The organism is Rahnella sp. RcJ3 (assembly GCF_009498575.1).
GTDB lineage: Bacteria > Pseudomonadota > Gammaproteobacteria > Enterobacterales > Enterobacteriaceae > Rahnella > Rahnella aceris.
The window spans coordinates 26216-48295 of record NZ_QSNX01000004.1 but is presented as its reverse complement, the minus strand read 5'-3'; the positions used below and the strand labels follow the sequence as shown (position 1 = coordinate 48295).

The window sequence follows — 22080 nt, the reverse complement described above, 5'->3', positions numbered from 1 at the left end:
CAGGTGTCGCTGTCGTCTTCATTAATTTTTTTGCAGTTAGCCACCAGATCGCGGATATCGCAGAGCTGATCCACAAAAGGGATCATGGAAATCACCGTCCCTGTGACGACCTGTCCGGTAGTTTGTCCGGTATTGAAATCTCCCTGCAGGGTTTCCCAAATCCATTGGCCTGCGGCCTCAATTTTTCTTTGTCCGCTGCAGACCCAGCTGTCAGGTGGCGGGGTGAAAAATGCCAGCGCCTTTTCGAAATTGTCATCCATTGGTGATTGTCCCTGTTATTTCGTTAAAAGGCTGTCCGTTGCCGCATCAAGTGAGGTGTAGCGTTCCCAGTCCGGATCCGGTACAGGGTTTCGTCGGCGGAGGTGGACAGGCGCTGAAAGTCACGGATAACGCCGTACACGACGCGTTCAGGCTGGAAAGGCGTGCCCAGGGTAAAGCAGGTGAACTGGCGCAGCATCTGCGCGGCACCGATATCCGGTTCGGGGCAGGTGACGTCAACGGTGTAGGAAAAAGTCTCGCTGAGATGTTCCTCGCCGCGAAAGCTCAGCACGTCCAGATGGTACGGGCTGTTCCAGATATCGAGAGAATAGCGGGAAAGTGTGTTCATTCCGGTCCCTGGCTGACATGTGAAAAGCATCCTGCTTTTCGGGGTGTGAGGAAACTGTATTCACATGGTGAAATTGTGGGAATAGAGTTTACTCAGAATTGGGAATTCGGGAAGTGTTAATAATAAGAGGTACCAGACAAAAGCTAGTGAAGCCCTTCTGTTATCTGACCACAACAGAGGCTCTTTAGACCCGCCCCCCGGTTACGCCCTGCGGGTAAACGCAATCATCAGGGAAAGGGCATAGACGACGCTGCCCAGAAATACAGCGGGGGCGAGACTGTCAAACAGATGTCCGGGTTGGGCATCTGAGTACAATACCAGCGCGACGACGGAAATCCCCATCATAGCGCCGGGTATGTGGATCCAGCGGGTCAGGCGTTCTTTTTGCTTTTTGTAGGCAGCAAATTCCTGATTTGTTCTTTCCAGCGCATTACTGAGCCGTTCGCAGTCTTCTTCGTTATCACACAAGCGTTCGGCCAGGCGGCTGTTTTCATCTTCCAGCTCGGCCATCTGCTTCTTCAGTTTTGCCTTTTCGGTCTTCGCGTTCTGCCCTTCATACTCTTCGAGTTTCAGGCTGGCACGAAGCTGCGTGATTTTACGGTTCGCCTCAGCCGTCAGTTCTTTCTGCTGTCCGAGCAGGGCGTAATTCCCGTCAGCACGGCGGTTGGCGGCATGGCGTTTATCTTCTTCCTCACGCACCCGGCGTTCCGACTCGGTTTCCAGCCGGGTTAAACGCTGTTGCAGCGCATCACGCGCCGCCGCCATCGCGGTCATCTGACTGCCGGTATACGCAATCAGGCTGTTGGCGGCATCGAGTTCTGCGGAGTTTGAATGGCCGTCTGCACGCTGGCGCGAACGCAACAATGCCAGTTCATCGGCGTGCTGCTTTTTCTGTATGTCAGATTGTCGAAGCAGTTCGCTGATGCGGGTGTTAAGACGCAACAACTCCCCTTTCATCCGCTCAGCGTCTTCTGTATTGCCTTTGCCTGTTTGGTTACGCGCAACGGCCAGTTCATTCTTCAGGCTGTACACCTGTTTTTCCAGTGAGGCGAGCTTTTCGAGCGTGACGGCGGTGTCTTTATAAACAGTTTTTACTTTTGCCTTATCTGTCTCGGCGCGGCTGAAACTGATGCCTCTGAGCGCGCTTTCCACTTCGCGGGCGATGGTTGTTTTATCCATGGCTTTCATCCGGTTGCACGCACTGGCCAGGAAAGTGGCTGCTTCGTTGCTGTTACCGGTTCCAAATGCTTGTTTGATAAGGCTCTGTATCACGCTCATGGTTGCCGCACTCACTTGCCGTAAAAAGTCAGGGCACGCCCGTTGTGCACCCGTTTACTGATTGTATCAGATAGGATTTATTTTATTTACAGGAGTTATTTTAAGCGGGATGAGTACAGCAGGATCCGTGGGTTTTCGGACTTAAAGCGCGATCACCCGCAGGCTTTGGACGCCTTTGGCACCCAGCATCAGCGCACTTTCGCTGTCGGCCATCGCCGCCGGGCCGGTGATCATAATGGTGTAGCGGGCATTGAAAGGTTGCGGCTGACGGTGGGCGAGATGCAGATGTTCGATGATGTGGTTAACGTCGAGCAGCACGACCAGGTTTTTAGCCATCGCGCTGAGGGTGTTCACACAAAGTTGCGGATCACTGAGAAAGACGGCGCCGGTTTCTGCGACACCAAAACAGGCACGGACCACGCCGACATCAACATCTTTCAGCGATGCCGCCTGAGTACGGGCGTCGAGACTCCTCTCTGCGATAATCTCCGGCGTGGCGGAGCAAAACAGCGAGTCTGCCGGATATAACCCGCGCAGATAGGCATTCAGCGTGGTGTAGCCATTTTGCGGTGCCCGCAGGAACCGGTCATCCCAGATACCGCCCATCAGGGTCAGCGCACGGCCAAATTCTTGCTGCGGATGGGATTTTTCAGCCGGTGGCGGGAACAGCGTTTGCATGAATTTATGCTGACGAATGCCGGTCAGGAAATCGTTGCGGCTCATGGGGTTTCCTTGTCAGGTGAAAGTCAGCAAAACCGGAGTCAGGTTCCCCTGCTCCGGTCACAGTGTGTTAATTAATGGAACTGCAGGTACGCGACATGCGTTTGCAGATATTCCTGCAAGCCATGTTTACCGTCGGCACCACCGACGCCCGACTTACGCCAGCCCGCATGGAAGCCCTGCATGGCTTCGAAGTTTTCACGGTTGATGTAGGTCTCGCCGAATTTCAGTTGTTTCAGCGCTTTCATCGCCGTATTTATATTGCTGGTGTAAATCGATGACGTCAGGCCATATTCGCTGTCGTTTGCCATGGCAATCGCCTCATCCAGCGTTTTGAACGTGGCGACCGGCAGCACCGGACCAAACACTTCTTCATGCATGATCGGCATGTCCTGCTTCACATCCACCAGCACCGTCGGCTGATAGAAGAAACCTTTGTCGCCATGACGTTTGCCGCCCAGCAGCACTTTTGCGCCCTGTGACACGGCTTTCGCCACTTTATCTTCCACACGCTGCAATGCCGCCGCGCTGATCAGCGGCCCCATATCCAGCTCTTTTTGCTCGGCGGTATTGCCGAACGTCACTTTTCTCATCGCTTCGCTGATGCGCGAAATGAATTCGTCGTATACGCCTTCCTGCACGTAAACACGCTCCGCGCAGTTACACACCTGCCCGGTATTGATGACGCGCGAGCTCACGATGGCTTTCACCGCCAGATCCAAATCGGCGTCATTCATCACGATGGCTGGTGCTTTACCGCCCAGTTCCAGTGAGACTTTAGTGACGTTCTGTGCCGCCGCAGTCATGGTGGCGATACCTGCAGCCACGCTCCCGGTCAGACTGACCATGCCGACTTTAGGATTCGCCGCCAGTTCCTGCCCGACGGTCGGGCCATAGCCGGTGACAATATTCAGCACACCTTTTGGCAGGCCAATTTTGTGAATAATTTCCGCGAAAATCACCGCGTTGTTTGGCGTGATTTCACTCGGTTTGATGACGATGGTATTGCCGGTGATCAGCGCCGGGGCGGCTTTACGGGCGATCAGGAAGAACGGGAAGTTCCACGGCAGAATACCGGTGGTCACGCCGATGGCTTTGCGGAACACAAAGATGTTTTCATTTGGCCGGTCACTCTGAATGATTTCGCCTTCGTAACGGCGTGCCCATTCCGCCATGTAATCAAGGTAGTCGGCGGTGAACAGTACTTCGGTTTGCGCCAGGCCGTAGGTTTTGCCGCCTTCCGCAATAATGGTTTCCGTCAGTTCGGCTTCGCGCTCACGAATACCGTCGGCGATTTTATGCAGCCACACGCCGCGCTCTACCGCAGGTAACGCTTCCCAGCCCGGCTGCGCCGCTTCTGCTGCATCAATGGCTTTTCTGGCGTCTTCTGCTGAGCCTTCAGGGATCTGCGAAATCACCTGTTCTGTCGCCGGGTTCACAACGTCGATCCACTTACCGCCGGTGTTTTCAACGAACTCGCCGTTGATGTACATACGTTTCTGAACTGTGCTCATGTAAGGGTCTCCAAAATACGGATAGAGTTGATGAACGAGTTGTTAATAAAAAAGTTCTTTTTTGTGAAGTTTTAACAGCCTGTTCTATCCGTCTGGTTTTTACCTTTCCGTGATTGCCACTTAATTTTAAGAAATGGCAAAAATGTCATGGTCGGACGGCCCGACATAACAATTTTGCAAAATACAGGGTTCCGCTTACTGATACTGACGAACACTTCTGGGTGCATAGCCAAATTCACGTTTAAACAATGTGGAGAAGTAATTGCTGTCGCAGAAACCACAGTTGTGGGCAATCTCGGTGATCGGGCTGTCGCTGAAACGCAGCATGTTGCGCGCATTGAGCAGACGCAGGCGGTTGAGGTAATTGAGCGGTGTGCAGCCGGTTTGTTGTTTCATCTGACGATGCAAGGTACGCAGCGACATTGAGAACTGCGCGGCCAGTGCCGGCCAGTCGATTTCCTCATCATAATGCTCATTCATCCAGTCCAGCACATTGTTCAGGTCACCGCCCTGCCCGCGATATCCGACATCACGGCTGCCTTTGCGCAGCAATAATAAGAGCTGCATAAAATATAATTCCTGCTGAGCCTGAGATTCCGGCGATTGCGTGGCGGGTTGTCGCGCCAGCAAATTAATCAGCGTTTTGGCCTGCACAATCTGAGTCGGGCTGATGCGCCAGTGCGCCGGATACACCCCGTCCACTTCCTGCGGCAATAAATCACCGACGCCATTAAGGAAACGAAACGCGTTCGGGCTGCGATACAGCACGTTGGTCAGATGCAGGTTTTCGGTATCTTCATAAAGATGATGGTCGCTGTGACGCACAAAACAGACGCTCCCCGCGCTGAGGATCAGCGGCTGGTCATTAAAAACGTGCGTGCCGGTACCTTGCTCGACCAGGACAATTTCATTGAAATCCTGATGATGATGTTCAGGAAAAGTTTCCTGCGGATAACGGGGTTCAATGGCGACCGGGAAATCTCCTGAGGGGAAATACTCACTACTGCGTAACACGGTCATTTCCGACTCCTTATTAACACTATCGTAATATCTTAGTCGCCGCCGGGGCAGCCATCGGGCTGAAACTGTGATCCGCCAGCCGCTTTTGAACAAAACATTTCCCGCCTGATGAAATCCGGTGCAATCCGGCGTACTGCGTAGCTTTATGCCTTATTTCAGTGCGGTCTTCTGAAACCGGTAATGTGTGTTTTTCTGACCGTTTAGCCTGCCTGAAATAAGATTGTTATCAAATTGTGAGGTTGTTCGCTCAAACCTTTGCGTCTTTGCCATAGTTCGCACTGAACTGGCACTCGCGGAAAGGTGAGGCTGTCAGCAACCTCCTAGAGTCGTGATCATGCGCCTGGCGCGTCGGCAACTTTTTGGTCGTTAAACTTTATGCGGACTTATGCGGAGTACAAAAAATGAAATTAAAACACGTACTGAGCCTTACCCTGATGGCGAGCAGCATCCTGCTGGCAGGCGCGGCATCGGCAGAAGTGAAAATCGCCCTGGTAGCAAAATCGCTGGGTAATGGTTTTTTTGAAGCAGCAAACGTTGGCGCACAGCAGGCAGCTAAAGAACTGGGCGATGTGAAAGTGATTTATACCGGCCCGACCACCACCACCGCCGAGGCGCAAATAGAAGTGCTCAATGGCCTGATCGCCCAGGGCGTCGATGCCATTGCTGTCTCCGCCAATGACCCGGATGCGCTGGTGCCGGTGCTGAAAAAAGCCATGCAACGCGGCATTAAAGTCGTGTCGTGGGATTCCGGTGTCGCCAAAGAGGGCCGCCAGATCCACCTTAATCCGTCTAACAACGCGCTGATTGGCGAAACCAACGTCAAACTGGCCGCCGATGCGCTGAAAGCCCTGAACGTAGAAAAAGGCGATGTAGCCATCCTGAGCGCCACGCCAACCTCCACCAACCAGAATCTGTGGATTGCGGAAATGAAAAAAGTGCTGCCGAAATACCCTTCGGTGAATCTGGTAACGGTCGCTTATGGCGATGATCTGTCAGATAAAAGCTACCGCGAAACCATTGGCCTGCTGAAATCCTATCCGGACCTGAAAGTGATTATTTCCCCTTCTTCCGTGGGTATCGTGGCGGCCGCACAGGCAGTGAAAGATCAGGGCAAAATCGGCAAGGTTTACGTAACGGGACTGGGTCTGCCGTCTGAAATGGCGGGCGCAGTAAAATCGGGCGCCACCAAAAGTTTTGCCATCTGGAACCCGATTGATCTGGGTTACGCCGCCACTTATCTGGCTGATGATTTAGTGAAAGGCACCGCCACTAAAACCGAAGCCAGCATGGGCCGTTTAGGCAAAGTGAAACTCGATGCAGACGGCAGCGGCGCCATGGCTGAACCGTTTGTCTACGACGCCAGCAACATCGATAAATTCTCTAAAATCTTCTGATCCTGAATGCGGCTGACCGGGTTACCGTTCAGCCGTTTTGTTGTACTTAGCCAGACAGGGGAAACTCCATGAGTGATTCAGCGACACCGTTGTTGTCATTGAAGGGCATCAGCAAAGTCTTTCCGGGTGTCAGGGCGTTAAATAACGTTCATGTGGATTTGTATCCGGGAAAAGTAACCGCCCTGATTGGCGAAAACGGCGCGGGGAAATCGACGCTGGTGAAAGTCATGACCGGCATTTATCAGCCGGAAGAAGGCGAGTTGCACTATAAAGCCATTCCGATAAAACTGCCGAATCCGGAATCCGCACACAAAATCGGCATCACCGCCATTCATCAGGAAACCGTGCTGTTTGACGAGCTTTCCGTGACCGAGAATATCTTCGTCGGTCACTATCTTTACCGCGGCATTTTTAAACGTCTGAACTGGCCGGCGATGCATCAGCAGGCACGCGATATTCTGACGCGTCTGGAAGTAAACATTGATCCGCATGCCATTCTGAAAGAGTTAAGCATTGCGCAGCGCCATATGGTGGCCATCGCCCGTGCGCTGTCGTTTGATGCGCAGGTGGTCATTCTCGACGAACCCACCGCCGCCCTGTCTCAGCATGAAATCGTTGAGTTTTATCAGATTGTCGAACGCCTGAAACAGGAGGGTAAAGCGATTCTGTTTATCTCGCACAAATTCGACGAGATCTTCTCCATTTCCGATTACTACACCGTTTTGCGCGACGGCAGCTATGTCGGATCCGGCAAAATCAGCGACATCAGCGAACAGCAGATGGTGACCATGATGGTAGGACGTGAAGTCAGTCAGGCTTACCCGAAAGTGAACTGCAAACCGGGCGACACGGTACTGGAAGTGCAAAACCTCAGCCATCCGACCGAATTCGCAGGCATTAACTTCTCACTGCGCAAAGGCGAAATCCTCGGTTTTTACGGGCTGGTCGGTGCGGGAAGAACCGAACTGATGCAGGCGTTATTTGGCGTCACGCAACCGAACGGCGGCAAAATTCTGATCAACGGCAAAGAACACCATTTTTCCCGCCCTTCTCAGGCCATCCGCGCGGGGATTGTGTATGTGCCGGAAGAGCGCCAGAAACAAGGCGCGATTATTGATTTGCCCATCAGCCAGAACATCAGCCTGCCGCAGCTCAGCCAGCTTAATCCGCGCGGCGTGCTCAACGACAAAAAAGAGTGGGCGCTGGCCGATGATTACGCCAGACGGTTGCAGGTGAAAGCGTCAAGCTGGAAACAGGCCGTCGGCACGCTGTCGGGCGGAAATCAGCAGAAAGTGGTGATCGCCAAATGGCTGGCGACCAAACCGGACATCATCATTCTCGATGAACCGACCAAAGGCATTGATATCGGCTCGAAAGCGGCAGTGCATCAGTTTATGTCTGAACTGGTCGGGCGCGGGCTGGCAGTGATTATGGTGTCTTCCGAATTACCGGAAGTCATGGGCATGGCCGATCGCATCATCGTGATGCACGAAGGACTGATGGTCGCCGAATTCAACGCCGGTGAAGCCAGCGCAGAAATGATTGTCAGTGCCGCCAGCGGCGCGGGCGAGGAGGCAGCATGATCAGAAACCTGCTGAAATACCGCGAGCTGCTGCTGGCGGTGGTGATAGTGCTGATGGTGCTGGGCGTCGGCGTGCGCTCGCCGGAGTTTATCGGTGCCGGAAACCTGCTGGAGATGTTTAACGATACCTCGATTCTGATCATCCTGGCGCTCGGGCAGATGATGGTTTTGCTGACCAAAGGTATCGATTTGTCGATGGCCGCCAATCTGGCGCTGACCGGCATGATCGTCGCGCTGATTAACTTCCATCATCCGGATATTCCGGTGTGGTCACTGGTATTACTGGCAACCGTACTCGGGCTGGTGATGGGCGCAATTAATGGCCTCCTGGTATGGAAAGTCGGTATTCCGCCGATTGTGGTGACGCTCGGCACCATGAGCATTTATCGCGGCATTATCTTCCTGCTTTCCAACGGCGGCTGGATCAATGCCCATCAGATGAGCCCGGAATTCCTCAGTCTGCCACGCGCCACCTTTATTGGTCTGCCGCTGCTTGGCTGGTGTGCGATTGCCGCGCTGATTCTGGTGGCGTATTTCCTGCGTTACAGCCGGACCGGACGGGCACTTTACACGGCTGGCGGCAACGCCACGGCGGCGTATTACACCGGCATCAACGCAGGCAAAATGCAGTTCGTCAGCTTCTGCCTTTCCGGCGCGCTGGCGGGTTTCTGCGGCTATCTGTGGATCTCACGCTTCGCCGTGGCTTACGTGGACGTCGCCAACGGCTTTGAATTACAAATTGTTGCAGCCTGCGTCATTGGCGGGATCAGCACCATGGGCGGCATCGGCTCGGTGGTCGGTTGCCTGCTGGGCGCGCTGTTCCTCGGCGTCATCAACAATGCCCTGCCGGTGATTGAAGTGTCGCCGTTCTGGCAGATGGCGATTTCTGGCGGCGTGATTGTCATTGCCGTCATCCTCAACGAACGTGCCAACAAACGTAAAGGACGGCTGATTCTGCGCCACTCTCCCGCCGTCCAGCCTGTGCGAACTGAAACCGGGGTAAGATCATGAACAAGACCTTAACGTCGCGCAACACGCCGCATTCCGCTGCCGGAGAAAACACCACCATGGCTGTCACGCCGTTTTTCCGCCGCCTGATGTGCTGGGAAGGATTTTTACTGCTGGTGACGCTGCTGGTATTTGTGGTGAATGCGTTCGCCTCGCCGTATTTCCTCAATATATGGAACCTGTCGGACGCAACGTTTAACTTCACCGAAAAAGCCATCATTGTGCTGCCGATGGCGATGCTGATTATCGCCCGGGAAATCGATTTGTCGGTCGCTTCAACCATGGCGCTGAGTTCCACCATTATGGGATTCTGCGCGCAGGCCGGTTTGCCAACACCGGCGCTGGTGGGTGTCGGATTGAGCGTCGGCCTGTTGTGCGGGCTGATTAACGGCCTGCTGGTCACCCGGCTGAATCTGTCGTCTATCGTGATTACCATCGGCACCATGAGCTTGTTCCGTGGCATCACCTACGTGCTACTGGGCGATCAGTCGCTGAATAAATATCCCGCCAGTTTCGCGTGGTTTGGTCAGGGCTATGTCTGGGGGCCCTTGTCGTTTGAATTCGCGCTGTTCCTGGTGCTGGGCGCGGTGTTTTATTTCCTGCTGCACAAAACTAACTTTGGACGCCGCACCTATGCCATCGGCAACAATCCGGTCGCCGCGTGGTACTCCGGGATTAACGTGAAACGCCATAATCTGACGCTGTTCGTGCTGGTCGGCGTGATGTCCGGACTGGCGGCCGTTTTGCTGACGTCACGCCTCGGCAGTACGCGGCCAACACTGGCTCTCGGCTGGGAACTGAGCGTGATTACCATGGCCGTGCTCGGCGGTGTCAGCGTGCTCGGTGGTTCCGGCAGCATGACCGGCGTAATTATTGCCGCGTTTCTGATGGGGCTGCTGACTTTCGGCCTCAGTCTGCTGAATGTGCCGGGCATCGTGATGTCGGTGATTGTCGGTGCGATGTTGATCGTGGTGATTTCACTGCCGGTGCTGTACCGCAAGGTTCTGGCGCGGGGGAAATAGCGGTGTAACTCCCCCGTCTTCGGGCGGGGGGTGTCGAATGAGTCATTGACGTTCAGTGTGAGGATTGCGTTTCAATGCCTTCACGTAATGCTTCCGCCAGTTTATCGAGCATAAAACTGATAAATGCCGTGCAGTCACTGGCACGATCGCATTCGCCAAGAATGCGGTAGTAATCCTGCTGCTGATTATGGATCAGCGTTTCTACCGGCAGCCAGGCGAGCTCTGAACGCCACTGGCTGAGGATCAGCGTCTGCCATAAGCGCCCCATCCTGCCGTTACCGTCGGCAAACGGGTGAATAAATTCAAACTCATAATGGAAAATCGAACTGGCGATGAGCGGGTGGATATCCGTTTCCTTCAGCCAGTTCAGCAAATCTGATATCAGACGCGGGAGTTGCCCGGCCGGTGGTGCCATATGAATCAGCCGATTGTCACGATACACACCCACATTGCCGCTGCGCAGGTGGCCGGGCGCATCCACCAGTCCGAGCATCAGCGTCTGGTGAGCTTTCAGAACATCCTCAAGACGATGACTTTTCAATGCCGGTAACTGTTCGTACGTCAGAATGGCGTTACGCACTTCCTGAATATCTTTTTGCGGCGCCAGCACGCGTTTGCCTTCCATAATGGCGGTCACCTGCGGTGTCGACAGGCTGTTGTGTTCGATAGCGAGTGAAGCCTGAATCGTGCGGATACGGTTTTCTTTTCGCAGCAGCACAGATGACTGTTCAGCATGCGCAGCCCAACGCCCCAGCAATTCCCCGACGTCCACAACCCGGTTGAGGATCTGCGGTGTGATACTGTACGGAGGCTGATAACCTGCCATTCAGTGCTCCTTGTTGAAATAGTGATGGGGCATAGTATCACGCGGCAAAATCTTCAAAAATCCCTCATTCATCATGGCTCTTGATCCCTGCCGCCCTCCTCCCGTAGTTTAAACAAACACAGGGTTTCTGAATGTCTTGATAAAAAAGGATAACGCATGAGAATTTTAGTGGTGGGAGCTGGCGCGACCGGCGGATATTTTGGTGCGCGGCTGGCGCAGGCCGGGCAGGATGTGACGTTTCTTTTACGTGAAAAGCGCGCGCTTGTGGTTGAGCAAAACGGGCTGACGATTCACAGTCCGCACGGTGATTTCCATTTCCAGCCCAATGTCTTACAGGCATCGCAGCTGACCGGGCCTTATGATCTGATTTTACTGACTGTAAAAAGTTTCGGGCTGGAAGCGGCAATGAAAGATATCGCACCGGTTGTCGGTGAAAACACCATGGTGATGCCGGTACTTAACGGGATGAAACATATGGAGACGCTGAGTCTGCGTTTCGGTGAACACGCCCTGATCGGCGGCTTATGTAAAATCAACGCGACGCTGGATACTGACGGACATATTCACCAGATGACGCCAATGCATCAGATTATTTACGGTGAACTCTCCGGCGAAAAAACCGAACGTATTCTGAAAGTCGACGAGGCATTTCAACGTGCCGATATCGACGCCGTGCTGTCTGAAACGATTATCACGGATTTGTGGGAGAAATGGCTGCTGCTCTCGAGCTTCGGCGCGATCACCTGCTCCATGCGCGGCAATATCGGTCAGGTGGCTTCTGCGCCGGGCGGGACGGAGTTTGCGAATGCCATCGTCACCGAGGCGCTGACCACCATGAAAGCCTTTGGCTACGCGGAACGCGCGGCGGCCGTGGCAAAAGTCAGGGAAGCGGTAACCGATAAAAGCTCGCCGCAAACCTCTTCCATGTACCGCGATATGATGCAGGGTTACCCCATCGAAGCTGAGCAGATTATTGGCGATCTGGTTGAGCGCGCAACGCGTGTGGGGATTACTATTCCGCTGTTACAGGCGGCGTATACGCATTTGTGTGTTTATCAGAAGAACGGCGTAAAACAGTAAAGTTTTTGCGCCTGTTTATGCAAATTAAAATGCTGAACGGGCGCATTCAACATTCATCCCAATGATAACCCGCCATGAATAATAAACATCTGAAAATCAGTCTATTACAACAGTCGCTAATTGTGCCTGGCTGAACAAAGGAATAATTTTAAGCCTCACTTTTAAAAAGGAATTTTCGGAAATGGCAATCCCGGCATATTTATGGCTTAAAGACGACGGCGGAGCACTGATTAAAGGCGGTGTGGATGTTAAAGATCGGGAATACAGTATTGAGGTTCGAGGTTTTCACCACAACTTAATGATTCCCACTGATAACGCTACGGGCAAAGTGACGGGTACACGGATGCACTCACCATTGCTTGTGGTTAAAGAGTTCGATTTGTCCAGCCCATACATCTACAAGGCAGTGGCAACGGGTCAATGCCTTGCTTCAGCTGAAATCAAATGGTATCGGATAAATGATGCTGGTCAGGAAGTGGAGTATTTCAACATGCTGTTGCAAAAGGTGCGTATCGTTTCGATTACACCAGCAATGGCCGCAGCCAGCAATCCGAATGAAAATCATATGGAAACTGTTGAGTTGCGTTACGAGAAAATCACCTGGAAGCATAATGATGGGAACATTATCTTTGCTGACTCGTGGAATGATCGCCAAACCGCATGATTAAAAAAGGGGCTAAAGCCCCTTAATCATAAAGCCATTTACCCGCCTTAGCCGATTCTGCGAACATTCTTACAGTTAAGGGCTTTCTGGTCTTTTCTATGTCCTTACGCTTAACCTTAAACCAGCGAGTGAAAAACGGAAGGTTTTCCCAGGGAAAGTAGAAGGACCAATTTACGACTGACAGGTCCACTTTAAAGGTTTTTTCATAAGCTTCGAGGGCATATACGAAATCATCACCTGGAGCAAAATCTTGTAGCTCGGTATCAAACTCAAGCGGAACCTCTCTTTTCAAATCGAAATCGTAGTAGCCAGGTATTTCCTCGCGGAACATTGATAAGACTTTTTCTTCCATTAAAAGTATGTCCATGCAATACGATCTTCTGGACGGGCTATTAAATTATATTTTGATCTGGTTTCGGCGGCCACCTGCTGGATTAATATGACCGCCATTGCATATCCAACAAAGGGGACATATCTATCTATCAGCGCAGCCCATTTTGTGGTTTTTCGCATAGTCAAGGTATTGAACGACTTACCAACCGGCGTCCACGCTTTAAGGCCAAAGGGCAGTTTCGCTTGCTTTAAAAGGGCCCTCGATAGCTTTAACGCCACGCTTGTTCCCGGTATTGCAGTTACCATCTTGCCCGGAACCGGAATGTAAGGCTGCCCTGTAATAATGAGAACTGTAGCCGTAGTATCTAACCCGAGGTGATTTGATAAGCTTTCAATAAAAATTAGACCAAATAACTCTTGATTACTCAGATTGGCGTGGCCGTGATAAAAGTACGTTCCGTTTAGCTCTTCAATAGTATCCATTTCAATATCCTTTTGATTAGAAGGGCTTTAGGATACTGCCGCATTTATTAGCAGGCAATATGCCCCCTCGCACTGGATATCATCATTGTTCCTTCCGTCACGTTAATCGCTCCGTTGATACCAGAAACTGGCAACGGTTTCTCAGACCCACGCACCCGCGGGTTATTTTCGCGAAGGTAACATCCGGATTAGCGTGTTATCGCGCCGGCGATAGTGATGCCAGAGGGCAGCCAGAGCATGTAATCCGATAAGATAATACCCGGCGTTCGCGAGCCATTCATGCAGCGTTTTAAACTGTTTCTGTAAAGGGAGATCCGGAAAAACACTTTTAGGCATAAGGATGTTAAACATCGTCCAGTCATGGCCGCCATAATAACGTGACAAGATGCCCAGCACCGGCAAGCTTAAAAACATCAGATATATAAGTACATGAGCCGAACCTGACAAATAATGCTGCCAGCGCGGCAACGCGGGTTTAACCGGCGGCGTGACATACATTGCGCGAACAAACAGACGCATACACATCAGGAATAATACGCAAAATCCCAGGCTGTAATGCGTAAGGGCTAATAACTCCCTCGCTGGCGTGCCTTTTGCAAACCACCCTTTTATATCCATCGTGGCATAGGTCAGTACGACTAACACAAACACCAGCCAGTGGAGCATAATTTGAACGAAAGAATATCGGGTACGCATAGAAGTTCCGGTAAACGAAGAGACGTTAACCTTACTTGTGCAGACTTAAGCTTACCTTAAGAACAATGACGGAGAGTAATGAAAAGGAAAAAATCCCCAGAAACGCGAGAATTTTTAAAAGGGGGAACAGCAGAATAAAAACTGGCGGTGAAGTACGTTTTTCTGCCCGGCTAAAAAGCGGGGCAGAAAAGCGCAGCACATCAGCCGTGAGGTCAGCGCGCGATCAGGAAGCTTTCAAGTGTCGCGCCGCCATCCAGCGCTGCTTTAATGGCAGAAGGCGTGCGACCCTGACCCGTCCAGGTCTTTTTAGAACCGTCAGTGTCTGTGTACTCATAAATGGCCGGACGTGGCTTACGTTTGGCTTTAGTGGTTTCTTTCGCGCTCTGGTGGCCCAACAGGTCATCAATCGCGATGCCATCGTTTGCCAACATTTCGCGGTATTTCAGTAATTTTTCGTCGCGCTCTTGTTGCTGCGCACTGCGCGCTTTGGCATTTTCGCGAGTTTCTTCAACAATGGCAGTCAGTTTCTCAAGAATTTCTTCCAGAGTACTCAAAGGCATTTCGCGAGCCTGAGCCCGAAGTGTACGGATATTATTCAAAACGTTTAATGCGTTGTCCATGATGTGCTCACTTTAGATATGTGCCATTAAATTAGTGACTCTGATTCTACACAAACCAATATTGATATCAATTGCGTCAGGATAATATTACAACCTATTACACAATTCCTGCGTGAGCCTCTTTGGTTTATTGCGTTTTAATGCGTTAGTTTTATAAGTAATTATTGACTCTGGGTTAATAAATTTTCAGCGCACAAATCACCTGCAGAACTTCAAAATAAGCAGGAAAACATTATTAAGCTAAATTTACCTCTCTTTATAAGAGTATCAGTGCGTGAATAACATATGTTGCTATTATGTACAAATCGGGCCAGTTCTTTTCTTTTGATGCGGATCTCACGCTTACTCTTATTCATTTCGCTAAAAATTTTCCTGCCGGAAATCGACGAAAAGCATCTTCTGCACAAAAAATTTAAAGCGGTTTACGCAGCATCGCTTTAAAATGTGACTCACGTCACACATGATGTTTATTTACCCTATGTTTAAGACCATTTTTATTGTTTGCGCCGCGTGTGTGGCGCTGAAGCTCGCACTGGACTGGCAGATTATTTTGCAGGTGGCGGAAGGTTAACCGTTAACTGAGAGGCCAGAGCCGCAAATTCTGTCAGATTGCGGGTTAATGCGCCGCGCCGCCATATCAGCCACGTTGTCAAAAAACGATAATTGTCGGCCAGCGGCCAGATGCTCACCGTGCTGCTGCCCGGCATACTTTCCAGCATACTGCGCGGCATCAGCGCCAGCCCGCCGCCGGCTATCACACAAGCCAGCATGCCGTGATAAGACTCCATTTCGTAGATTTTCCCCGGCGCAGCGCCATCATCCGCAAACCAGCTTTCGAAATGGCGACGATAAGAGCAGTTCGACCGGAACGCATACAGAATCTCCCCGTTAACCTCCTGCCCACGAGTCACAGGCGCGTGATGTAAGGGGGCGACAATCACCATTTCTTCTTTATACACTGGCACGCCATCCAGAACCGGATGCAGCACAGGGCCGTCGACAAACGTCGCTTCCAGCGCCCCTTCCAGCAATTTATCCAGCAATTCCCCTGAAGGGCCAGTGCTCAGCGCCAGTTCAACCTTGCTGAATTGCTGGTGATAACGCGCCAGTAAAGTGGGGATCCGCACCGCTGCAGTGCTTTCCAGCGCGCCCAACGCAAATATCCCCTGCGGTTCTGTGCCCGCCACGGACACCCGCGCTTCTTCGACTAAATCGAGAATACGGTTGTTGTAACTGAGAAAGTTTCGCCCTGCTGGCGAAAGGCGCAGACGCTGATTCTCGCGGATGAATAATTCGACGCCCAGTTCCGCCTCAAGCTGTTTAATGCGTGTTGTCAGATTCGACGGGACACGATGCACCCGCTGGGCGGCGGCGCTGATACTGCCGGTTTCAGCAACGGCGCGAAACATCTCGAGCTGTGACAGATTCATAGTCTTTCTCAAAAAGTGAACGGTTTACTTATTTTTATTCATTTTTATTCATCTTCGCAAGTCTCTATGCTGAACGGACTGGATAAATGAGGAGCACATAATGACAACGCCCGACACGCACGCAATTTCGCTCAACCCGTTCAACGGTCAGCGTATCGCAGAGTATCCTTTCGACACCGCACTGACTCTTGAGATGGCAGTCACACAAGGCAGCGCGGCCTATAAGCAGTGGCGCAAAACGGATATCACTCAGCGCGCATCCCATCTGCATAATCTGGCGACTGAACTTCGCAAAGCCAGTGAAGACATCTCCCGCATGATCAGCCGCGAAATGGGTAAACCCATTAAACAGGCGCGCGCTGAAGTGGAGAAATCCGCAAGCCTGTGCGAATGGTATGCCCTGCAGGGCCCGGCGATGCTCGCACCTGAACCCACCATGGTCGATAACGGCGTAGCGCATATTCATTACCGCCCTTCCGGTATGATCCTGGCGGTTATGCCGTGGAATTTCCCGGTCTGGCAGATCCTGCGCGGCGCGGTACCTGCGTTACTGGCGGGAAATACGTTCCTGCTTAAACCTGCCCCTAACGTGATGGGCACGACCCGTCTGGTGAAACAGGCTGCGCTGAAAGCCGGTTTCCCGGCAGGGGCCTTTGGCGTAATTAACGTCGGGAATGCAGATGTTGCCGGGTTGATTGCTGATCCGCGTATTGTTGCCGTCACGGTAACCGGCAGCGTGCGTGCCGGTGGTGCTATTGCGGAGCTGGCAGGTAAATCACTGAAGAAATGTGTGCTGGAGCTGGGCGGCTCTGATCCATTTATCGTGCTCAATGACGCCAACCTCGATGAAGCGGTGAAGGCGGCTGTTGCGGGCCGCTATCAGAATACCGGACAGGTTTGCGCCGCCGCGAAACGTATGATTGTTGAAGAAGGTGTGCTGGAAGCCTTTACCGAGAAATTTGTGGCCGCCACGCGGGCACTGGTCATCGGCGACCCGCAGGACGACGACACCTACATCGGCCCGATGGCACGCTACGACCTGCGCGATGAGCTGGACAGGCAGGTTCAGGAAACGCTGTCAGAAGGCGCAACGCTGTTGCTCGGTGGTGAGAAAATTGCTGGCGAAGGTAACTTCTATGCCCCCACTATTCTGAGCAACGTGACGCCACAAATGACCGCATTCCGTCAGGAGTTATTTGGCCCGGTCGCAGCGATTACGGTTGCACGCGATGCTGAGCATGCGGTCGAACTGGCGAATGACAGTGATTTTGGTCTGAGCGCGACGATTTATACCGCCGACCTGGCACGGGCAGAACAGATGACTGGCGAGCTGGAAACCGGCGGCGTATTTATTAACGGCTACAGTGCGTCAGACCCGCGCGTAGCGTTCGGTGGCGTGAAAAAAAGCGGCTATGGTCGTGAGCTTTCACACTTCGGTTTACGCGAGTTCTGTAACGTGCAGACCGTGTGGAGCAACCGTAAATAACCGTTAACCGGTGGAGGTTTAAACTAATCACAGGATTTTATAATCCTGTGATTATTATTTTTTGCCAGCCTGTGAGTGAGGCCGGGCATCAATCGCCGTGACGGCCTGCTGATAACGAGACGCCTTTGTGGTTACTTAAACAGCCCCATCAGATGGTCCAGAATCAGCGAAGAGAGGGTGAAATCAGGGTCAGCAAATGTGACACCCTGCGCACCAAGATGTGAGAATAATGGCAACGTCAGTGCAGGTAACACACATAACAGCAGTCCGTTGATACCACTGGCAATAATCGCGCCACGGAAACCGCCGGTGGCGTTACCGAAGATGGCCGCCGCGCCTCCCGTAATAAAGCTCGCCATAATGCCCGGAACAATAATGGGCAATCCGACAAACGGGAAAATGAGAATACAGGCCAGTTCCACAGAGAAGCTCACCAGAAAACCAATCAACGTGGCATTTGGCGCTTTAGTGAAAAGCACCATGACATCCACCGCCGGGACCGCGCCAGGTGCGAAAACTCGTGAGAATCCTTTAAACGCCGGTACGATTTCCGCCGTAAATAAATTGACGCCTGCTTTGGCGAGATACAGACCGCAAGCAAACACAGCCGACTGCTCAAGAATAAAAATAATCGTATTTTTATCTGCCGCACCGGCGCCATACACAAGCGTCATCGCCGTTTTGATCTGCGGTTGCGTAGCGAATACACAGGATATCAGCAGAAGAACCAGCATCGTTAAAAGCGTGGCGATATTGGGTTCACGCAGGAAATCAAACTTGTTACTGATTTTGAGATGTTCTGTATCGGTCTTTTTATTACCGAACCATTTCCCCATATATGAACCGATGATATATGAAGATATGGCTGCGTGAGAAATGGCATATTCGTCAGAACCGATGATTTCACGGCTAAATCTGTTCAGGAAAAACGGAGAAGCGGCCATATAAAGACCGATGAAAATCGACGAGATGATAATAATGGGATAATAGCTATAACCCAGTTGCATCAGCACTGCTGTTAATGCAAAGGACATAAACAGGACAAGATGCAGCGAGAGATAGATAAATTTCAGACGCGTAAAGCGGGCCAGAAGAATATTAATCACCATAGAGAACAACAGAATTATCGCTGCCGTTGAACCAATCTGATCGATGGTTGCTGCCATGATGGCTTCATTACTCGGCACCACACCAACAATGTTAAAGGCGTTAGAAAACAAGGTGCTAAAAGCCGTTAACACTTTCATTAAGATTGAACCACCGACCTTTATCATGGTAAATCCGATAAAAGAAAGTGCCGTTCCGGTGATGATTCTTGATACCGATGCTTTTTGAAAAACCAATCCCAGAAATGCGATAATCGCAATGATAACAGCCGGTGTTTTAACCAAACTCAGAAATATTTCCATCTTCCCCTCTTTCATTGAATTTATATTGATTGAAAGTTGCGGCCTTTTTATAAGAAACTTTATCGTTACATTTTTTCAACATTCCTCATTCATCCTTGCTCAGACGTCATTCGAAATTTGTTTTTATGAAACAATGTTTCTTTTTATTTGGCACGGTGTTTTATATAGAGTTCGTGAAAGGGATGATGTGAAGTGACTCGCAATTAGTGGAGCAGAAGGCATTTTTTAACGTGTTTTGGAATGGACATAACAAGAGGACACCGGTCTGGCGCTAGCGCAATGCTGGCCGCCGCTTCCCGCGCCGTGGGTCTGAATCCTTCGACGCTATCCAGCGCACTCTCCGGACCGTGGACGAAAGGTGAAATGCGCATACTGCAGACAGGGCGTGAAATGTGCCCCTTCTTGCACTCATTTCAAAAATACATGACCTGTAACCAGGTGAAAATATCCTCTGTTACTTTCGTGTTAATTGTGGCGGGAGGTTGCCTAACAAAGAATTAGCAATTAAAGCTAAAGGTCATTACATGAAAAGGTATTTATTAACCTCACGCCCGTTAAATATCTCAGATGCGTCATCACAACGATCGATTAACGGTGCGGCTTAATATCCGATTTAGAAAAATGACCTGATGAGGAGTAAATCCATGAAAGGCTTAGTGAATGATGTCTTATCCATATTCTCACCCAAAGCGGTTAAGCCTGTTTTGGTCCGCTCAGGGTTATCACATCGCGAGATCGCCTCGCTGCAAGCTGTCGGCGTGAGCACGGTGTCCTGGGCTACCTCCATGGAAGAACTCAACAATGCATTTGTTAAAAAAGCACTGGATGCAGGCGCTGTCGGCTACCACATTACCAATGTGGAATCGCACAAACCGGGTAAAGAGCAGCAACACGTTATGGCTGCCACCGCGACCTTTTACCATATCAATCACAAAGTGGCCTATGGCTGATGTGCAGAGCAGAGTGTCATGAAATAAGAACGCCGCAGGCTTTAGGGTTTGCGGCGTTATTTATTGATGAGAAAGCATATTGAAGACCATTCATTAGCCGCGCGGTACACGGGTGGAGCGCCGCCCCATCAGCCTGGAGCATCATCATTCTCTTTTTCTTAATGATAATTACGGGTAAGATTAGTCCGAATAATAACATGTAAGGAAATAGAAATGGGATCTATGGTTTTTTGTAGAGGATGCGGAAAGGAGATCCACGAGTCGGCTAAATCATGCCCTCATTGTGGCGCCACTCAAAGTATTAATCCTCAGGGGACTAAAAGCAGGGTTGCTGCAGCGTTGTTAGCTTTCTTCCTGGGTGGTTTTGGTGTTCATAAGTTCTATCTGGGTAAAATCGGGCAAGGGTTCTTATACCTCATCTTCTGCTGGACGTTTATTCCTTCAATAATTGCATTCATTGAATTCATTATTTATCTGTGCGATTCAGATGAAAACTTCGCCAAAAAATACGGTTGAGTTTAGCTATCTGATTATAAAAGCCGCTTTCAAAGTGGCTTTTTGAAATCTACCAAACATTAAAAAACCCACACCCACCTTTCGGCAGATGCGGGTTCGCATAATCTCTGTACGCTAAATCAGATTACATCTGAATCAGATGTTTGATTTTCACGTCAGGATTGGTGTCGGCAGCATAATCAACACCGTTCAGGCCAAAGCCGAACAGACGCATAAATTCGCTTTTGTAGCCTGCAAAATCAGTCAGTTCCGCGATGTTATCGTTGGTGACTTCATTCCACAGTTTACCCACTTCAGCCTGCACTTCTGGCGCGATCTCTTTCAGGTCAGCGCGCAGACGGCCTTCGTTGTCGACCAGCGGCTCAGCGCCGTACAGGCTGTCTTTGTACAGACCGTAAACCTGCTCGATACAACCTTCGTGCGTGCCCTTCTCTTTCATCACTTTGAACAGCAGTGACAGGTACAGTGGCATCACAGGAATAGCAGAACTCGCCTGCGTCACAACGGCTTTCAGTACGGAAACGCGTGCGTCGCCGCCCTGCTCTGCCAGTGTGCTACGGATATCCAGAACACGTTTGTCCAGATCCTTCTTGGCTTCACCGATAGAACCGTTCCAGTAAATGTCCTGCGTCACTTCTTCACCCAGATAGGTGAACGCGGTAGTTTTCGCGCCTTCAGCCAGCACACCGGCAGCCTTCAGATCGTCGATCCACATCTGCCAGTCTTCGCCACCCATCACTGCCACGGTGCCCGCGATTTCTTCAGGCGTTGCCGGTTCCAGCGTGGTTTCGTTGATGGTTTCTTTGTCGGTGTTGATGCCACGAATAGTGACTTGCTTACCGATTGGTTTCAGGGTGGAGTTGAACACTTCACCGGTTTTAGGATGGGTGCGACGTGGCGCAGCCAGGCTGTAAACCACCAGATCAACCTGACCCAAATCTTGTTTGATCAGCTCAATGGTCTTTTGCTTCACTTCGTCAGAGAACGCATCGCCGTTGATGCTTTTTGCGTACAGACCTTTGGCATTAGCAAATTCTTCGAATGCGGCTGAGTTATACCAGCCCGCAGTGGCGGTTTTGGATTCATCGCCCGGACGTTCGAAGAAGATACCCAGCGTTGCTGCGTCAGAACCAAAAGCAGCTGAGATGCGGGCAGCGAGGCCGTAACCGGTAGAAGCGCCGATCACCAGGACTTTTTTAGGACCGCCTGCGATTTTGCCTTGCGCGGTAACGTAGTCGATTTGTTCTTTAACGTTCGCCTTGCAACCTTCCGGATGGGCAGTAACACAGATAAAGCCACGGATGCGTGGTTTGATAATCATATAGACCTCATTGCAACTGTCTCAGTAAATTGGCCGATAGAATATAGGTTTGCGCCGTTTCAGGCAAAACCTGACGCTTCTTCGCCGTGTAAACAGAGTTCTCTGACCCGAAAACAGGCTC

21 protein-coding genes and 3 pseudogenes are annotated in these 22080 nt (G+C 51.3%); 10 read left to right on the top strand and 14 right to left on the bottom strand.

The window, feature by feature from the left end; all coding sequences use genetic code 11:
- The 6 genes and pseudogenes from DXU84_RS25070 to rhaS (DXU84_RS06690) all read right to left on the bottom strand — a co-directional run.
- A pseudogene (locus tag DXU84_RS25070) lies at positions 1-260 on the bottom strand (hypothetical protein); the annotation flags it as partial.
- A gap of 74 nt (positions 261-334) precedes the next feature.
- A pseudogene (locus DXU84_RS06710) lies at positions 335-607 on the bottom strand (contractile injection system protein, VgrG/Pvc8 family); the annotation flags it as partial.
- 201 nt (positions 608-808) lie between these two features.
- A complete protein-coding gene (locus DXU84_RS06705; RefSeq protein WP_228388960.1) occupies positions 809-1786 on the bottom strand; it encodes a hypothetical protein in 978 nt (325 codons plus the stop codon).
- A 240-nt stretch (positions 1787-2026) separates the two neighbouring features.
- On the bottom strand, positions 2027-2608 hold the full coding sequence (locus tag DXU84_RS06700; protein ID WP_037032739.1) for an LUD domain-containing protein: 582 nt from the start codon (positions 2606-2608) through the stop codon (positions 2027-2029).
- Positions 2609-2679: 71 nt separating this feature from the next.
- A complete protein-coding gene (gene aldA, locus DXU84_RS06695) occupies positions 2680-4119 on the bottom strand; it encodes an aldehyde dehydrogenase (protein ID WP_121019863.1) in 1440 nt (479 codons plus the stop codon).
- 195 nt (positions 4120-4314) lie between these two features.
- Complete coding sequence (gene rhaS, locus DXU84_RS06690; RefSeq protein ID WP_013578030.1) at positions 4315-5139, bottom strand: HTH-type transcriptional activator RhaS; 825 nt, start codon at positions 5137-5139, stop codon at positions 4315-4317.
- A 401-nt stretch (positions 5140-5540) separates the two neighbouring features.
- On the opposite strand from rhaS (DXU84_RS06690), the gene rhaS (DXU84_RS06685) reads away from it, so the two are divergent.
- The 4 genes from rhaS (DXU84_RS06685) to DXU84_RS06670 all read left to right on the top strand — a co-directional run bounded on the left by rhaS (DXU84_RS06685) (position 5541) and on the right by DXU84_RS06670 (position 10145).
- Entirely contained in the window at positions 5541-6533 is a 993-nt protein-coding gene (rhaS, locus tag DXU84_RS06685; protein WP_013578029.1) for a rhamnose ABC transporter substrate-binding protein, read from the top strand.
- 68 nt (positions 6534-6601) lie between these two features.
- Positions 6602-8116 carry a sugar ABC transporter ATP-binding protein gene (locus DXU84_RS06680; RefSeq protein ID WP_134705309.1) on the top strand — a complete coding sequence of 505 codons (1515 nt, stop codon included), beginning with the start codon at positions 6602-6604 and terminating at the stop codon, positions 8114-8116.
- A complete protein-coding gene (locus DXU84_RS06675; RefSeq protein WP_013578027.1) occupies positions 8113-9126 on the top strand; it encodes an ABC transporter permease in 1014 nt (337 codons plus the stop codon). The genes DXU84_RS06680 and DXU84_RS06675 overlap by 4 nt, the downstream gene beginning before the upstream one ends.
- 56 nt (positions 9127-9182) lie before the next feature.
- Positions 9183-10145 carry an ABC transporter permease gene (locus tag DXU84_RS06670; RefSeq protein WP_099049221.1) on the top strand — a complete coding sequence of 321 codons (963 nt, stop codon included), beginning with the start codon at positions 9183-9185 and terminating at the stop codon, positions 10143-10145.
- 55 nt (positions 10146-10200) lie between these two features.
- Here the strand turns inward: DXU84_RS06670 and DXU84_RS06665 are convergent.
- A pseudogene (locus DXU84_RS06665) lies at positions 10201-10971 on the bottom strand (Fic family protein); the annotation flags it as partial.
- 156 nt (positions 10972-11127) lie between these two features.
- Between DXU84_RS06665 and panE the strand changes: the two are divergent.
- Together panE and DXU84_RS06655 are read left to right on the top strand one after the other, a co-directional pair.
- Positions 11128-12051, top strand: coding sequence for a 2-dehydropantoate 2-reductase (gene panE / locus DXU84_RS06660; protein ID WP_153375160.1), 924 nt, complete (start codon positions 11128-11130; stop codon positions 12049-12051).
- Positions 12052-12232: 181 nt separating this feature from the next.
- The gene (locus tag DXU84_RS06655) at positions 12233-12715 is read left to right on the top strand and encodes an Hcp family type VI secretion system effector (RefSeq protein ID WP_153375158.1); all 483 of its coding nucleotides are present in this window, start codon (positions 12233-12235) and stop codon (positions 12713-12715) included.
- Positions 12716-12737: 22 nt separating this feature from the next.
- On the opposite strand, the gene DXU84_RS06650 is transcribed toward DXU84_RS06655, so the two are convergent.
- From DXU84_RS06650 to DXU84_RS06630, 5 genes are all read right to left on the bottom strand, one after another.
- Positions 12738-13082 (bottom strand): DUF1493 family protein, encoded by a 345-nt coding sequence (locus tag DXU84_RS06650; RefSeq protein ID WP_037032727.1) that lies wholly within the window; start codon positions 13080-13082, stop codon positions 12738-12740.
- Positions 13067-13531, bottom strand: a complete 465-nt coding sequence (locus tag DXU84_RS06645) for an STM2901 family protein (RefSeq protein ID WP_153375156.1) — start codon at positions 13529-13531, stop codon at positions 13067-13069. The genes DXU84_RS06650 and DXU84_RS06645 overlap by 16 nt, the downstream gene beginning before the upstream one ends.
- 162 nt (positions 13532-13693) lie before the next feature.
- Positions 13694-14227 (bottom strand): cytochrome b, encoded by a 534-nt coding sequence (locus DXU84_RS06640; protein WP_013578020.1) that lies wholly within the window; start codon positions 14225-14227, stop codon positions 13694-13696.
- A gap of 212 nt (positions 14228-14439) precedes the next feature.
- The gene (locus DXU84_RS06635) at positions 14440-14847 is read right to left on the bottom strand and encodes an H-NS family nucleoid-associated regulatory protein (RefSeq protein WP_013578019.1); all 408 of its coding nucleotides are present in this window, start codon (positions 14845-14847) and stop codon (positions 14440-14442) included.
- Positions 14848-15392: 545 nt separating this feature from the next.
- A complete protein-coding gene (locus tag DXU84_RS06630) occupies positions 15393-16277 on the bottom strand; it encodes a LysR family transcriptional regulator (protein ID WP_013578018.1) in 885 nt (294 codons plus the stop codon).
- Positions 16278-16374: 97 nt separating this feature from the next.
- On the opposite strand from DXU84_RS06630, the gene DXU84_RS06625 reads away from it, so the two are divergent.
- Positions 16375-17763 (top strand): aldehyde dehydrogenase family protein, encoded by a 1389-nt coding sequence (locus DXU84_RS06625; RefSeq protein ID WP_314522333.1) that lies wholly within the window; start codon positions 16375-16377, stop codon positions 17761-17763.
- Positions 17764-17894: 131 nt separating this feature from the next.
- Here DXU84_RS06625 and DXU84_RS06620 read toward each other — a convergent pair whose 3' ends face one another.
- Positions 17895-19172: a PTS ascorbate transporter subunit IIC gene (locus tag DXU84_RS06620; RefSeq protein ID WP_013578016.1), complete on the bottom strand. Its 1278-nt coding sequence runs from the start codon at positions 19170-19172 to the stop codon at positions 17895-17897.
- 240 nt (positions 19173-19412) lie between these two features.
- Between DXU84_RS06620 and DXU84_RS06615 the strand changes: the two genes are divergently transcribed.
- From DXU84_RS06615 to DXU84_RS06605, 3 genes are all read left to right on the top strand, one after another.
- Positions 19413-19673, top strand: coding sequence for a helix-turn-helix domain-containing protein (locus tag DXU84_RS06615; protein WP_081481120.1), 261 nt, complete (start codon positions 19413-19415; stop codon positions 19671-19673).
- A 143-nt stretch (positions 19674-19816) separates the two neighbouring features.
- Complete coding sequence (locus tag DXU84_RS06610; protein ID WP_014416631.1) at positions 19817-20122, top strand: DUF1471 domain-containing protein; 306 nt, start codon at positions 19817-19819, stop codon at positions 20120-20122.
- A gap of 213 nt (positions 20123-20335) precedes the next feature.
- Complete coding sequence (locus DXU84_RS06605; RefSeq protein ID WP_013578013.1) at positions 20336-20638, top strand: TM2 domain-containing protein; 303 nt, start codon at positions 20336-20338, stop codon at positions 20636-20638.
- A gap of 124 nt (positions 20639-20762) precedes the next feature.
- Here the strand turns inward: DXU84_RS06605 and fabV are convergent, their stop codons facing one another.
- The gene (gene fabV / locus DXU84_RS06600; RefSeq protein ID WP_153375154.1) at positions 20763-21959 is read right to left on the bottom strand and encodes an enoyl-ACP reductase FabV; all 1197 of its coding nucleotides are present in this window, start codon (positions 21957-21959) and stop codon (positions 20763-20765) included.
- Positions 21960-22080 lie beyond the last annotated feature (121 nt).

Coding starts and splice junctions, on each gene's coding strand:
- DXU84_RS06705 (WP_228388960.1), bottom strand. CDS start 1,786: ATGGATAAAACAACCATCGCCCGCGAAGTGGAAAGCGCGCTCAGAGGC.
- DXU84_RS06700 (WP_037032739.1), bottom strand. CDS start 2,608: ATGAGCCGCAACGATTTCCTGACCGGCATTCGTCAGCATAAATTCATG.
- aldA (WP_121019863.1), bottom strand. CDS start 4,119: ATGAGCACAGTTCAGAAACGTATGTACATCAACGGCGAGTTCGTTGAA.
- rhaS (WP_013578030.1), bottom strand. CDS start 5,139: ATGACCGTGTTACGCAGTAGTGAGTATTTCCCCTCAGGAGATTTCCCG.
- rhaS (WP_013578029.1), top strand. CDS start 5,541: ATGAAATTAAAACACGTACTGAGCCTTACCCTGATGGCGAGCAGCATC.
- DXU84_RS06680 (WP_134705309.1), top strand. CDS start 6,602: ATGAGTGATTCAGCGACACCGTTGTTGTCATTGAAGGGCATCAGCAAA.
- DXU84_RS06675 (WP_013578027.1), top strand. CDS start 8,113: ATGATCAGAAACCTGCTGAAATACCGCGAGCTGCTGCTGGCGGTGGTG.
- DXU84_RS06670 (WP_099049221.1), top strand. CDS start 9,183: ATGGCTGTCACGCCGTTTTTCCGCCGCCTGATGTGCTGGGAAGGATTT.
- panE (WP_153375160.1), top strand. CDS start 11,128: ATGAGAATTTTAGTGGTGGGAGCTGGCGCGACCGGCGGATATTTTGGT.
- DXU84_RS06655 (WP_153375158.1), top strand. CDS start 12,233: ATGGCAATCCCGGCATATTTATGGCTTAAAGACGACGGCGGAGCACTG.
- DXU84_RS06650 (WP_037032727.1), bottom strand. CDS start 13,082: ATGGACATACTTTTAATGGAAGAAAAAGTCTTATCAATGTTCCGCGAG.
- DXU84_RS06645 (WP_153375156.1), bottom strand. CDS start 13,531: ATGGATACTATTGAAGAGCTAAACGGAACGTACTTTTATCACGGCCAC.
- DXU84_RS06640 (WP_013578020.1), bottom strand. CDS start 14,227: ATGCGTACCCGATATTCTTTCGTTCAAATTATGCTCCACTGGCTGGTG.
- DXU84_RS06635 (WP_013578019.1), bottom strand. CDS start 14,847: ATGGACAACGCATTAAACGTTTTGAATAATATCCGTACACTTCGGGCT.
- DXU84_RS06630 (WP_013578018.1), bottom strand. CDS start 16,277: ATGAATCTGTCACAGCTCGAGATGTTTCGCGCCGTTGCTGAAACCGGC.
- DXU84_RS06620 (WP_013578016.1), bottom strand. CDS start 19,172: ATGGAAATATTTCTGAGTTTGGTTAAAACACCGGCTGTTATCATTGCG.
- DXU84_RS06615 (WP_081481120.1), top strand. CDS start 19,413: ATGGACATAACAAGAGGACACCGGTCTGGCGCTAGCGCAATGCTGGCC.
- DXU84_RS06610 (WP_014416631.1), top strand. CDS start 19,817: ATGAAAGGCTTAGTGAATGATGTCTTATCCATATTCTCACCCAAAGCG.
- DXU84_RS06605 (WP_013578013.1), top strand. CDS start 20,336: ATGGGATCTATGGTTTTTTGTAGAGGATGCGGAAAGGAGATCCACGAG.
- fabV (WP_153375154.1), bottom strand. CDS start 21,959: ATGATTATCAAACCACGCATCCGTGGCTTTATCTGTGTTACTGCCCAT.